The 12,330-nt window shown below is 58.7% G+C and carries 16 protein-coding genes and 1 pseudogene; 7 read left to right on the top strand and 10 right to left on the bottom strand.

Annotation, left to right across the window (positions count from 1 at the left end; genetic code table 11):
- Window positions 1-150: 150 nt before the first annotated feature.
- Window positions 151-630: a peroxiredoxin gene (locus tag DVR09_RS08680; protein WP_115416579.1), complete on the top strand. Its 480-nt coding sequence runs from the start codon at window positions 151-153 to the stop codon at window positions 628-630.
- An 840-nt stretch (window positions 631-1,470) separates the two neighbouring features.
- Window positions 1,471-1,746 (top strand): LuxR C-terminal-related transcriptional regulator, encoded by a 276-nt coding sequence (locus DVR09_RS08670; protein ID WP_115416577.1) that lies wholly within the window; start codon window positions 1,471-1,473, stop codon window positions 1,744-1,746.
- Window positions 1,747-1,820: 74 nt separating this feature from the next.
- Here DVR09_RS08670 and folE read toward each other — a convergent pair whose 3' ends face one another.
- From folE to DVR09_RS08655, 3 genes are read right to left on the bottom strand one after another with little or no spacing between them, the layout of a single operon-like run.
- Window positions 1,821-2,432: a GTP cyclohydrolase I FolE gene (gene folE, locus DVR09_RS08665; RefSeq protein WP_115416576.1), complete on the bottom strand. Its 612-nt coding sequence runs from the start codon at window positions 2,430-2,432 to the stop codon at window positions 1,821-1,823.
- Entirely contained in the window at window positions 2,429-3,970 is a 1,542-nt protein-coding gene (locus DVR09_RS08660) for a phospholipase D-like domain-containing protein (RefSeq protein ID WP_234041381.1), read from the bottom strand. Before DVR09_RS08660 ends, folE begins: the two co-directional genes overlap by 4 nt.
- A gap of 19 nt (window positions 3,971-3,989) precedes the next feature.
- Entirely contained in the window at window positions 3,990-4,481 is a 492-nt protein-coding gene (locus DVR09_RS08655; protein ID WP_115416574.1) for a hemerythrin domain-containing protein, read from the bottom strand.
- Between the two features lie 131 nt (window positions 4,482-4,612).
- Between DVR09_RS08655 and DVR09_RS08650 the strand changes: the two genes are divergently transcribed.
- Both DVR09_RS08650 and DVR09_RS08645 read left to right on the top strand, forming a co-directional pair.
- Window positions 4,613-4,969 carry a metallopeptidase family protein gene (locus DVR09_RS08650; RefSeq protein WP_234041380.1) on the top strand — a complete coding sequence of 119 codons (357 nt, stop codon included), beginning with the start codon at window positions 4,613-4,615 and terminating at the stop codon, window positions 4,967-4,969.
- Window positions 4,970-5,230: 261 nt separating this feature from the next.
- A pseudogene (locus DVR09_RS08645) lies at window positions 5,231-6,172 on the top strand (IS630 family transposase).
- Window positions 6,173-6,345: 173 nt separating this feature from the next.
- On the opposite strand, the gene DVR09_RS08640 reads toward DVR09_RS08645, so the two are convergent.
- Together DVR09_RS08640 and DVR09_RS08635 are read right to left on the bottom strand one after the other, a co-directional pair.
- On the bottom strand, window positions 6,346-6,756 hold the full coding sequence (locus tag DVR09_RS08640; protein WP_115416572.1) for a hypothetical protein: 411 nt from the start codon (window positions 6,754-6,756) through the stop codon (window positions 6,346-6,348).
- A complete protein-coding gene (locus tag DVR09_RS08635; protein ID WP_199798570.1) occupies window positions 6,756-7,841 on the bottom strand; it encodes an RHS repeat-associated core domain-containing protein in 1,086 nt (361 codons plus the stop codon). Before DVR09_RS08635 ends, DVR09_RS08640 begins: the two co-directional genes overlap by 1 nt.
- A 216-nt stretch (window positions 7,842-8,057) precedes the next feature.
- Here DVR09_RS08635 and DVR09_RS08630 point away from each other — a divergent pair, with 216 nt between their 5' ends.
- Both DVR09_RS08630 and DVR09_RS08625 read left to right on the top strand, forming a co-directional pair.
- Window positions 8,058-8,255: a hypothetical protein gene (locus DVR09_RS08630; protein ID WP_115416571.1), complete on the top strand. Its 198-nt coding sequence runs from the start codon at window positions 8,058-8,060 to the stop codon at window positions 8,253-8,255.
- Complete coding sequence (locus tag DVR09_RS08625; protein WP_369692517.1) at window positions 8,252-8,449, top strand: hypothetical protein; 198 nt, start codon at window positions 8,252-8,254, stop codon at window positions 8,447-8,449. Before DVR09_RS08630 ends, DVR09_RS08625 begins: the two co-directional genes overlap by 4 nt.
- A 391-nt stretch (window positions 8,450-8,840) precedes the next feature.
- Here the strand turns inward: DVR09_RS08625 and DVR09_RS08620 are convergent, their stop codons facing one another.
- From DVR09_RS08620 to DVR09_RS08615, 3 genes are read right to left on the bottom strand one after another with little or no spacing between them, the layout of a single operon-like run.
- On the bottom strand, window positions 8,841-9,467 hold the full coding sequence (locus tag DVR09_RS08620) for an RHS repeat-associated core domain-containing protein (protein WP_234041610.1): 627 nt from the start codon (window positions 9,465-9,467) through the stop codon (window positions 8,841-8,843).
- Entirely contained in the window at window positions 9,413-9,796 is a 384-nt protein-coding gene (locus tag DVR09_RS17600; protein ID WP_234041374.1) for a hypothetical protein, read from the bottom strand. The genes DVR09_RS08620 and DVR09_RS17600 overlap by 55 nt, the downstream gene beginning before the upstream one ends.
- 26 nt (window positions 9,797-9,822) lie before the next feature.
- Entirely contained in the window at window positions 9,823-10,359 is a 537-nt protein-coding gene (locus tag DVR09_RS08615; protein WP_177822620.1) for a hypothetical protein, read from the bottom strand.
- Here DVR09_RS08615 and DVR09_RS08610 point away from each other — a divergent pair.
- On the top strand, window positions 10,306-10,548 hold the full coding sequence (locus tag DVR09_RS08610) for a hypothetical protein (protein ID WP_369692516.1): 243 nt from the start codon (window positions 10,306-10,308) through the stop codon (window positions 10,546-10,548). The genes DVR09_RS08615 and DVR09_RS08610 overlap by 54 nt on opposite strands.
- A 424-nt stretch (window positions 10,549-10,972) precedes the next feature.
- Here the strand turns inward: DVR09_RS08610 and DVR09_RS08605 are convergent, their stop codons facing one another.
- Both DVR09_RS08605 and DVR09_RS17595 read right to left on the bottom strand, forming a co-directional pair.
- Complete coding sequence (locus DVR09_RS08605; protein ID WP_234041378.1) at window positions 10,973-11,674, bottom strand: RHS repeat-associated core domain-containing protein; 702 nt, start codon at window positions 11,672-11,674, stop codon at window positions 10,973-10,975.
- A 190-nt stretch (window positions 11,675-11,864) separates the two neighbouring features.
- On the bottom strand, window positions 11,865-12,125 hold the full coding sequence (locus DVR09_RS17595; protein ID WP_234041377.1) for a hypothetical protein: 261 nt from the start codon (window positions 12,123-12,125) through the stop codon (window positions 11,865-11,867).
- Window positions 12,126-12,330 lie beyond the last annotated feature (205 nt).

The following is a 12,330-nucleotide window of genomic DNA, read 5'->3' as shown; positions in this document are numbered from 1 at the left end:
TGAACGGAGGGCAACAGCCGCTATCGCACGCCTCAGGGGGCGTGCCCACCGCGCCACTTGGCCAAACGATCCCTGCCACGATGCAGAGCTTGCCTAGCATGGCTTGTCATCCTACCTCACTCGGCGGACGGGATAGACGGAGTTTCCAACATGACGATTTCGGTAGGCGAAAGACTGCCCGACGTAACGCTGGTCAAGGCAACCGATGCCGGACCGGAACAGGTGAGTTCGAGCGATTATTTCAAGGGCAAGACCGTTGCACTTTTTTCGGTGCCCGGGGCCTTTACGCCGACATGTTCGGCGCGCCATTTGCCTGGATATGTCGAAAAGGCCGGAGACCTGAAGGCAAAGGGTGTGGACGAAATCGTCGCCACCGCGGTCAATGACGCATTCGTCATGGGCGCGTGGAATAGCGCGGCCGGTAGCGACGACATCACCATGCTGGCAGACGGCAATGGCGAGTTCGCCGAAGCCGTGGGCCTGACGATGGATGGTTCGGGATTCGGCATGGGCAAGCGTGGGCAACGTTATTCGATGGTGGTCGAAGATGGCGTGGTGACGCAGCTCAATGTCGAGGCCCCGGGCGATTTCTCGGTCTCGTCGGCAGAACACATGCTGGGCCAGCTATAACGCCCGGGCAGGTCGAACCTGTGTATCGTATTGCCCCGCCCGGCTCCTGCCTGGCGGGGCAATTGTCATGCGGGGCCGAAGGGATTGAATGGCTCCGACCGGATGGCCGGGCACCTAACAACAGATCAGCGGTCCCCGGCACCGTTTTCAAGGTGGCTGCAGGCGGGCACATGCGGTCCCGTCGCCCTTCGGGGCAGGCAAGCCTCCCTCCTCCGACATAGAGTGTAGTAACAATTGAAAGTATTGAAATTCGGCGAGAATTTACAATACCGAATCATATTCTCCTGAAAGCATTCACCATGACGGGTGGGCCATGGCGGTCGAGTGACGATCTCGACTTCCGCTTGAGCACACGACGTCGAAAAGGCTGGTCATGAATGTACCAATGCCGATCCTGAAACAGACGCGGCACCACGCCGAAACGCTGTACTCGTCCTGGCCCATCGCCCACGAACGACCCGATTTCTATGCCAGGCCATATCGCTCGCCACATATCCCTATTACCGACGCCTTGGAGGCAAGCGGGGAAACGCAAAACCAGCGCGATTTGTCTCGCGCGATGGGGCGCACGACAACGCTTCATAGGCCCATGGGGCCAAGCGGCAGGGCCATCGAGAGGGCGCGAAACGACCTTGGGCGGCCGCGACGCAAGCTGCTGCCTAGGAAAGCGATGCCGAAGCGGTCTTTCGCGTGCGGATGCCGCTGTTGCGAAAACCATCCGTTCCGATCGAACCCGATCCGTTTGGCGGGCCGCGACGATGTACCATGGCAGGATGGCGCCCGTCTGCCCTGGTCGGGCGAGGAGGGCATCGCGCGCCTGAAAGCTGAAAGGACCTGCGCATGAATGGCGAATTCTTTGCAGATGGTCTGAAAAAGGCCCGGCCCCAGTATGAACGGACCACCGCCGATCTACACGCGCAGCGCCTGAAAGAACGCTTGTCGGAGCGGGAAAATCAGGTTCTTCAACTTCTTATCGGAGGCTTCACCGGACGCGAGATCGCTTCCAGGCTGAATATCAGCGTACGCACGGTGGACGTCTACCGCGTCCTCATCAATCAGAAACTGGACGAGAGTGAATCCACCTTCGCCTTTACCCGCTCATATCCACCAAGTTAGTCGGGCGTGAAAGCCATGGGCAACGGGTATCGCGGTGCCCCTGCTCTACAGGGAGGCGGGACTGCGCGAATGCCTCAGCCGTAACCCATCAGGCCCATAACTTCCTCGCGGCTGCGCTGGTCTTCGAGAAACGTGCCCATCATCCGGCTGGTTACCATGCTGACTCCCGGGGTCCGCACTCCGCGCGCGGTCATGCAGCTATGGGCCGCTTCGATCACCACCGCCACGCCCTGCGGCTGGAGGTTGTCCCAGATACAATCGGCGACTTCGGCGGTCAGGCGTTCCTGGACCTGCAGACGGCGTGCATACCCATGCAGAACACGGGCCAGTTTCGAAATCCCCACCACGCGGTCATTGGGCAGATAGGCGATTGCGGCCTTGCCGATGATCGGCGCCATGTGATGTTCGCAATGCGATTGAAACGGAATGTCTTTGAGCAGAACGATCTCGTTATACCCGCCGACTTCTTCGAAGACGCGGCTGAGATGATAAGCGGGGTCCTCGTCATAGCCGAGGCAGTATTCCTTCCATGCACGGGCGACGCGAGCCGGCGTGTCGAGCAAACCCTCGCGCGATGGATCGTCGCCCGCCCATTCGATGAGTGTCCGAATGGCGTCCTGAACATTTTCGGGCACCGGAGGCTTGCCTCGGGGGTCATCCTCGTCGGGTCCAACTAGGCTGCTCACGATTCTTCAATCCTCCTGAACCTGTCGCGAAAGCGTGCGAGCCTGCTCCCCTTGCGGAAAAGACCGCCCTTTGCAAACGGCTCGAACATGTCTTCCGGCCCTTCCGGGTCCAGTATGGCGCTTTGTGCCAGGGTTTGCTTCACACCATTGAGTTCGGGAGGATGGTAGCGCCGCAAAAGTCGCTTTCGGTCCCCTTGCGCATGATCGATCAGCCCCGCCATCGAACCGTGGCGCGCCAGAAGCCGGCCAACCTCCTTCTCCTCCAGATCGCAATGCTCGCCCAATAGCGAGCGCCGGAGCGCGGCAATGGCGTCGCGCGCGTGCGCGTTACCGTCCCGGGTCGAATCGATGAAAACATCGCATTCGCTGTCCAGCCCCATCGAGCGATTGTTCAGATTGGCCGAACCGATGCGCAATATCTCGTCGTCGACGATCATGATCTTGGCGTGAACGTAGATCGGCGTTTCCCCGGTGAAGGGCGACCAGATGGAAAACCGCCGTTTCTCATCCGCTTTTTCGATGGCCCGCACCAGTTCGGCGCGGGCATGGTCCATCGCCTGTTGTTCCAGCCAGCCATCGGCATTGCACGGATGCACGATCACGATCTCGGGCGGATCGGGTTCGCGCAGCCGTTCGATCATCGCCTCGGCAACGGCGCGTGACGCGAAGTACTGGCTCTCCGCGTAAATGAAGCGCTTCGCACCCGCGATTTGATCGAGATAGAGTTGCTGGATTTCGTCGACCTGGTCCCAGTCGCGATAGGCCGCCCGGGTTCGGGCGATGCCGATTTCGACATTCTCGAACTGGACCGCGAGCGCATCGGGCCAAGGCGTTCCCGGCCTTTCTTCGATGTCGGGAAGCGAACCGCCGCCCGCGCAGGTCCAACGGTCTTCGCCGAGTTCCGCCAGCGCATGGGCGACGTCGCCCTCCATCATCATGGCAGCATCGTGCCACGGCGCGTAAGGCCTCCCCCAAGGCGTCTTACGTCGTGGATCGTCTTCCTTATGTTCGCGCGTATCCCAGCGCTTGTCGGTGATATCGATACCGCCGCATACGGCGACCTGATTGTCGAGCACCGCGATTTTCTGGTGGTGAGTGCACCCCACCGGATGAGCCGTGTCGAATTTGAAGGTGATCCGCCGGTGCCGCACCCATCGGGCCAGATCCCACCACATCGAGGCACGTCCGATGGTCGAAAGCGCCCCTACGCTCCATTTGAGAATGCGGATATCGAGGTGTTCACGGTGGCGGGCGAGCCAGGCGAAGAAGCTGCCCAGCCGCGATGGGAATCCCCGCTTCCATGGCCGCTGCCACCATCGGCGCCCTCTTTGGAGATGGATGCGGGTATCGAAATCCCACCCGATCAGCAGGATGCGTCGCCGCGAGTTGAGCATCGCCTCCTGCATGAAGGCGAAGTAATCCGCCGCGTCCACGATGACGCTGGCCCGCGACGCCGAGGCGTAACGCCACACCCCCGGCTCAACCGACGGCGCCAGACGGGAGACCCGGCTGGCATCGGGGGCCTCAGCCTTTGTCACGGCCCTCCCCATGCCGGGATCATTCCTTGGCATCTTCCTTCTTTTCAGGCGTCACCTCGGCATCGGCTTTCTCTTCCTGCTTGCGACGATCGAACACCGATTTCATATGCTGCATGTCTTCCTCGTCGAGATGCCTCTCGAAGTCGGGGAAATGGTCGTCCTCTTCCTCGTCGATATGATGGCGATAGCGATGATCGAAGCTCTTGAACTTGGTAAGCCAGCCGCCTTCCGACATGTCCGTCGCGGCGAGATCGTTCAGCGCCTCCTCGATTTCGTGATGTTCCGCAACCGAATGGCGCGTTTCACCCGTCGTCGGCGGTTTCCTCAGCATGGTGGAATAAAGCGCCTGTTCTTCGGCAGCGGCGTGCGACTTCAATTCCTTGGTAAGTTCTTCGAACAGAGCCTTACGCTGCTCGCTGTCGCCCGATGTCTCGAGTAACTTGTCGAGCAATTCACGATGCTTGTCGTGATCCTTCTTCAGGCGCGCGAAAATTTCGGTGGCATCGGTCATGCAACTTTTTCTCCTTCGAGACATGAACAGGATACCGGCGGTGCGGTTCCAATCTTGTGTCTCTGGCCCGCCGATCCCATGTCGGCCAGGAGATGCACGACCGACAAGCCCCCACCAGATTGCAAATGCAGATGATGGCGGAAGCCGCGTTTGCGGCTCTGCCCGCGAAATTCCGCGAGCAGATGGGCGATGTCGTTCTGCGGGTCGAGGATTTCGCCACGCAGGAGCAACTTGCCTCGGTCGATATCGACAATCGCTGGCATCTGTCCGGCCTGTATGAGGGCGAGCCGCTGCCCGACCGATCGATATGGGAAAGCGGGCGCCTGCCGCCGCGCATCTGGTTGTTTCGCCAGCCCCTAATTGCCGAATGGCGTGAGACGGGCGTGCGCATGGACGATCTCGTCCGCCACGTGGTCGTGCACGAAGCCGGCCACCATTTCGGCTTCAGCGACGAGGACATGCACTGGCTGGAAGACAAGGCCGACTGACCGGACACCCCTACTCGCTCGCGAATGCTTTCATCGCTCGGGAATCTGGAAGCCCTCTTCCTTGCCCGAAAAGACGTGCCGCCGCGGACGGCAGCCCTACCCTGAAACCATAAAAGGCCACCCTCCCGGAAGAAGGATGGCCTTTTATGGCGCGCCCGAGATGACATTAGAGCGGTATTCGATCGATATGAATCGAAAGGGGATTCACGTCTGGCGTGATTTGTGATTCAGAATCCGTGCTGGCGAAGGAGGTCGGCATGGATGGCACTTTCGAAGGATTTGCGTGTCCGCGTTCTGGCGGCGATTGACGATGGAAGCAGTTGCCGGGCCGCTGCGGCGCGGTTTGGTGTTGCACCATCAACGGCGATCCGCTGGCGAGCGCAGCGGTTGGCGACAGGCAGCGTTGCCCCCAAGCCTCGGGGTGGCGACATGCGATCCCACCGGATCGAGGAAAGGGCCGATGACATCCTGGCCACCTGGGAGGCGCGCAAGGACATTACGCTTGAGGAACTGCGTCTGGCTCTGGCCGAAATGGGCCTGACTGTCTCCGTGGCCTCCTTGCATCGCTTCTTCTTGCGCCGGGGCATGACGCGCAAAAAAAGACTGGCCATGCAATCGAGCAAGACCGTCCCGACGTCCTGAAGCGGCGCCGGGAATGGTTCGAGGGCCAGATCGACCTGGAACCGGAGCGCCTCGTCTTCATCGACGAGACGTGGACCGCCACCAACATGACCCGCAGCCATGGCCGCTGTCCGAAGGGCGAGCGGCTGCGGATGGGCTTCCCGCATGGTCACCGCAAGACCACCACGCTGGTGGCAGGCCTGCGCTCGACGGGCATGATCGCGCCGATGGTGCTCGATGGTCCGATCAACGGCGACTGGTTCGAAGCCTATGTCACACAAGTGCTCGTTCCCGAACTGCGCCCTGGCGACATCGTCGTCATGGACAACCTGTCGAGCCACAAGCGTGCAGCAGTGCGCGAGAAGGATCGAGGCAGCAGGCGCAACCTTGCGCTTCCTCCCACCCTACAGTCCCGACTTCAATCCGATCGAGAAAGCGTTCGCGCGCCTCAAGGCCATGCTCCGCAAGGCAGGTGAACGAACCGTCAGCGGCCTGTGGAGCCTCATCGGCAAGCTCGTCGACATCTTCAAACCCGAAGAATGTGCCAACTACTTCAGTTCGTGCGGGTATGACCCGGAATGATCGAAAAACGCTCTAATGGGCACTCAAATTATTGGGAAATTTTGATGGCGTTGATTTAATGAGTTGCGATTTACCGCCGCTGCGTAGGGTGTGCGCCCTAAGGCTTCCCCATTGCGAAGGTCGATGCGGTGATGATGCGGAATCGTTCTCAACGTCGATGAGTGACGAATAATCTAAGCTTCGCGAGAGCCGTTAGGACGGTTCATTAGAAGCAATATAGCACTTCCGGCTCCGATAATCGGTACGCCGAACCCCAGTCCGATGAGAAGCACGTCCAGCAAAGATGCCGAGCCGCTCATCAACGAATTAAGTGCTTTGGCAATGGATACGTCACCGAGAGCAACCGCAAACAAAGAAACAAAAAAGGCAATTGCTATCAATGCCTTTTGGTTCCTCTGCAACAGTACCGACGCTATCAACAAGATGGAACTCGCGGAAAGTATAATTGGCCAGAGTCCCGCATAAAGAGCTCCTTCACCCTGATAGAATGAGAGTAAGACGAAGCCTAAATGCAGAACGGCGACCCCCAATCCTGTAATGAAGCAAACTTGAAATGCTCTTGGGAGAAAGGTACTCGCCGTCATCAAAAACCTCCCGATTTCCAACCATTGAAGTCTTGATACAGGACCATCAACCGCGCGTTCGGATGCACACTCCGTATCCGCGGTGCAAAGCTTTTATCGCCTGGGCTCGCTCCTGACTGCACAATTTTCCGATCTTGGACTGCCCCGGCAATATCATTGAAGGGACTACCTTGCCCCGCAGGCACACCGATTCCGGTATGGGTATGAGCTGCGAGTAAAAGCTGTTGCCCAGAAGCAAGCCCAGGGTCTACGGACGCAGGACTGAAGAAGCCACCTTCGGGTCCTTCGAATAGTTGCAATACATATTCGCCAGCTTCGGCATCGAGTGAAACCGTCACCGCATGCTCTCTCGAAAAATCGGACGCTTCGGTCAAGTTAATGGCCGCTTGCGCGTATACAGAAGTCCGTTCGTTGAGCGCCTGCGAATTCGAATTTCCATCGCTATCGGTCGTAGCAATTCTTTCTGATTGCAATAGCTGCGTACCTTTGTCGGTCCCGTAGGATTCGCTAGTTCGACTGCCGTCCAGCCTCTGACAAATCCTACTGCCCGTCTGCGTCTCGCACATCCCCGTCGGATCGACCCCATTAATCGGATCATTTGCGACATAGGCGTAGAGGTTGAACTGGTCCTCGTATCCGATGGGATCGGTCTGCAGGAACCGTCCCAGCGTGGGGGAGTAGATGCGGGCTTTGTAGTAATACATGCCCAGCTCGGGGATCCAGGCCTGGCCGGTATAGCGGAACCGGCCCTTGGTGGCGATGTCGTCGCCCGAGGCGGTGTCGGGGATGTCGTATTCGTCATAGCTGTTGGTATGAAGCGGGGCGCCCTGGTAGTTCGTCACCATCACGATCGAGCCGCGCGGATCGGCGTGGAGATAGCGCCGCGAGGCAGCGCTCACCCCCGCGCCCTCGTAGACGATCAGCGGATCGTCGGCCTCCGCATTCGAGCCATGGACGTATCGCCGCAGCAAAGCGCCGGCAGCATTATATTCGCCGATCAGCGCATTGCCGTCATAGGCGAAGCGCTGCGTGCCCAGGCTGCCCCCGCTGACCTGATAGAGCCGACCGGTCGGATCGTAGCGCAACTCGGCCTTGAGCGCGCCGGTATAGGATAGCGCGGCGCAATTGGTGTTGGCGCTGCCCCGCACGCGCCGCTCGACCAGGCGGTTCTCGACATCGTAGAGATAGACGCTCGTCCCGTCGGCGGTGAGATTGCCATTGGCATCGTAGCAGAACCGGGCCGATCCCGCCGCGCTATACTGGTTGAGCCCGTTGGTGGTGTAGGCGCGGACCGCATCGACATGGCCATCCCAGCTATAGGCATCGTTCGACTGCGTCTCGGACGCGATCTGGCTCGCCGGATTGCGCGTGTAACTGCAGCTGACATCGCGCGTGGAGCCGTGCAGATCGAGCGCGAGGACGGCAAGCCGGCCGCCATATCCGGCCCGGTTGCGCCCGCACCATCCACTCCGCTCAAGGCGCGACCGCCGACCGCGTGATGGCCCATCTAGAGAGCTTCCGCACCAATACCGTCGATGCCCCGGCGGTCTATGTCGCCATCAGCAGAGCCAGGGATACGGTCGCGCTCTATACCGATAGCCGCTCTAGGCTCACCGAAGCGCTCGGCCTACGCGACGGCGCACAGGTCGGGGCGATTGATGGGATGAGGCGGGAGGTAGGGGTGGAGCTATAGGATTACTATGCAATCGATTTTAGCGCCCCTCTATTTAAACTCTAATCGAACAATAAAAACCCTATTTTCGGACCCGCTTCTGGCCTGATATAAGAAAGCATTGACGTTAGCTTCGAACGACGATTTACCCTCTGCAAGTCCGCCAGATGCCTTCAATGCTTCGATGTTTTTTCTTGTGTCATATGATATGATGACGCCTTGAAGCGGTAAATCACAGCCCGTTTTAGTAAAATTAGGACTATCCGCTCCCACACCACTCCAGGACATATGGAGAGGAACAGTATGATAACCGGCATCGAGTTCAAGGCTTCGACAACTGTCCGGCATCGACGAGCAGGATGACACAATAACGCTGATAGTGAGTGCGGTAAGGATCGCTCTAACGGTCACTTCACCGTCCCCCCTTTATTTGTTGGCTAACCCAAGCGCCTTCCTGTCTCCAGCAAGCGTCGCTGCCAATGCTCTGGCGACATGACTCGAATGCCCGAAATTTCAGATATTGCCCGTGGGATCGATTCCCAAAACCAACGCTCTGATCCCAACCCTGCGACCTACCTATCCAGTAATCATGGGCGTATGCAGTAATTTCCTTCTGATACTGTGAATTGTTAAAATTCCTTTGCGTGGCGTGAATAGCCTCATGGCCTAAAACAGTCATTCCATAGGTCTGAGTAGAGACACGCTCTTGCTTCGCTTTGTCTTGGATCATGCTCATGTTAAGTGTTATATTTCCGCCGCTTGTAACACCTGTATTGTCTTGCTCATCGTTGAAATTAATCTTCACTCCATTCTTTTCTCCAGGATCGCCAAGTGCATTAGCTACTCTTTGACCAACATTCCGAGCAATGCGCGAGCCTGTCTCTGTAACCTTGATCTTGGATATTTCGCCTCGCCACTTTTCAACAGTTGCACATTGTCCCTTGGTCCCATCGCATTCATAGAGACCAGTAGGATCAGTTCGGTTCACCGGATCATTCCCGACATAGGCGTAGAGGTTGAACTGGTCCTCGTATCCGATGGGATCGGTCTGCAGGAACCGCCCCAGCGTGGGGAGTAGATGCGGGCTTTGTAGTAATACATGCCCAGCTCGGGGATCCACACTTGGCCGGTGTAGCGGAACCGACCCTTGGTGGCGATGTCGTCGCCCGAGGCGGTGTCGGGGATGCCGTATTCATCATAGCTGTTGGTATGAAGCGGGGCGCCCTGATAGTTCGTCACCATCACGATCGAGCCGCGCGGATCGGCGTGGAGATAGCGCCGCGAGGCATCGCTCACCCCCGCGCCCTCATAGACGATCAGCGGATCGTCGGCCTCCGCATTCGAGCCATGGACGTATCGCCGCAGCAAAGCGCCGGCAGCATTATATTCGCCGATCAGCGCATTGCCGTCATAGACGAAGCGCTGCGTGCCCAGGCTGCCCCGCTGACCTGATGGAGCCGCCCGAGCGGATCGTAATGCAGCCGAACCTCGAGCGCGCCGGTATAGGATAGCGCGGCGCAGTTGCTGTTGGCGCTGCCCTGCACGCGCCGCTCGACCAGGCGGTTCTCGACATCGTAGAGATAGACGCTGGCCCCGTCGGCGGTGAGATTGCCATTGGCATCGTAGCAGAAGCTCGCGCTCCCGGCGCCAGTATACTGGTTGAGCCCGTTGGTGGTGTAGGCGCGGACCGCATCGACATGGCCGTCCCAGCTATAGGCATCGTTCGACTGCGTCTCGGACGCGATCTGACCCGCCGGATTGCGCGTGTAGCTCCAACTGACATCGCGCGTGGAGCCGTGCAGATCGAGCGTGAGGACGGCAAGCAGGAGGCGCTTGACCTCACCCGGCTCGCCGATCGGCATATCCGGCCCGGATGGGTGCGCACCATCCACTCCGCCCAGGGCGCTACCGCCGATCGCGTGATGGCCCATCTGGAGAGCTTCCGCGCCAACACCGTTGATGCGCCCGCCGTCTACGTCGCCTACAGCCGCGCCAAGGATGCGGTCGCGCTCTACACCGACAGCCGCGCCAGGCTCACCGAAGCCCTCGGTCTACGCGACGGCGTGCAGATTGGGGCCATCGATGAGGTGCGGCAGGAGGTGGGGGTGGCAATGGGGTAGCAGAACTACATTGCGCCCTCTGCGTCCGTCACCGACCCAACAGGTAGGCTGCCAAGATTCTCTCCCTGAGCCTTGGTGCAGAAGTAGCCGCCATAATAATCATTCCGCTCAGATGATCTAAAAACGGAGAGTTTATATTCTGCGTCAACCGACCCAATTCTACACCTAGCAACGCCTGTAGCACGCTCCTCATCAGAGGAAATTTCTATTATAGACAGGTTCTTTTTACATTCATCAGAGTCGCTAAAATACGGATAATTTCGTTCCTTGTTTGCCTTCATCCACGCTGAGTCCCAGCACTGAAGATCTTGGGGGCCTCGGGCTAGTAGCTCCTGAACCTGCTCCTCACCACCAGTCGGCCAAGGGCGTGAACACGCTCCCAAAATTAGAAGCGAAAACACAGTAATGCGTGATCGGGAAGTTGTCATCGGCGATACCGCCCTGTGGCTGTAAAAGTATAGGTTCTGGTCGGAACTGGAACAAAGGTCTTGCCATCACCTGCGACTTTGCCCCCAATCCAGATGGCAGCGTTATGGGCTGCATTTCGCCCGTCTAGGTTGAAGTTATACTCACCCAAACTCAATGTCATTTCTCCCCGAACAACATATGATCCGTCCGTTGAGACTTGCATTGCGCCTTCCGTAATCGTCCCTGTGAAACGCCCCACTGTGAGGCCAGCTTCCGATTCTATGGTGGGGGTAAAGCTCCAGGCCTTGTCTGGTAGCGCGAAGCTTTGAGGGCCATCAGCCATGTTAGAGTATGCTTGATCGGCAATCCCCGACATCACGCCCCCGTCATTAATGCTTTGCTGAATTTGGCTGCCGATATCGATGGCTTGCTCCAGACCGCCCGACTCCGATGGATCAACGGCGTAGTCAGAACCATTGCCGTTCCGAAAATGGTCATTGTAGGAACCAAGATCAGATGGGGAGGATGTCTGCGTTTCGGAACTCCATTCGCCATCGCACTGCCAATCCGCCTTGCACATCCCGGTCGGGTCAGTGCCATTAATCGGATCATTCCCGACATAGGCGTAGAGGTTGAACTGGTCCTCGTATCCGATGGGATCGGTCTGCAGGAACCGCCCCAGCGTCGGCGAGTAGATGCGGGCTTTATAGTAATACATGCCCAGCTCGGGGATCCACACCTGGCCGGTGTAGCGGAACCGGCCCTTGGTGGCGATGTCGTCGCCCGAGGCGGTGTCGGGATGCCGTATTCGTCATAGCTGTTGGTATGGAGCGGGGTGCCCTGGTAGTTCGTCACCATGACGATCGAGCCGCGCGGATCGGCGTGGAGATAGCGCCGCGAGGCAGCGCTCACCCCGCGCCCTCGTAGACGATCAGCGGATCGTCGGCGTCCATGCTCGGGCCATGGACATAGCGCCGCCGCAAGGTGCCGGCGCTGTTGTATTCACCGATCAGCGCATTGCCATCGTAAAGGAACCTTTGCGTGCCCAGGCTTCCGCCAGAAACCTGATAGACTCGGCCTGTAGGATCGTACCGCAACGCAGCCTGTAGCGTGCCACTATAAGAGAGCGCTGAGCAATTGGTGTTGGTCTGCGCTCTTTTGGATATCAAGCGGTTCTCGACATCGTATTTGTAGACGCTTGATCCGTCGGCAGTCAGATTGCCATTGGCATCGTAGCAAAAGGCCGCGCTGCCCGCGCCCGTGTATTGGTTGAGACCGTTGGTGGTGTAGGCGCGGGTCGTATCGACATGGCCATCCCAGCTATAGGCATCGTTCGACTGCGTCTCGCTGATGATCTGCGAGGCCGGATTGCGC

It is taken from the genome of Erythrobacter aureus, assembly GCF_003355455.1.
GTDB classification, from domain to species: Bacteria; Pseudomonadota; Alphaproteobacteria; order Sphingomonadales; family Sphingomonadaceae; genus Qipengyuania; species Qipengyuania aurea.
The sequence above is the reverse complement of the archived record's forward strand: the minus strand, read 5'-3'. Positions and strand labels throughout refer to the sequence as shown.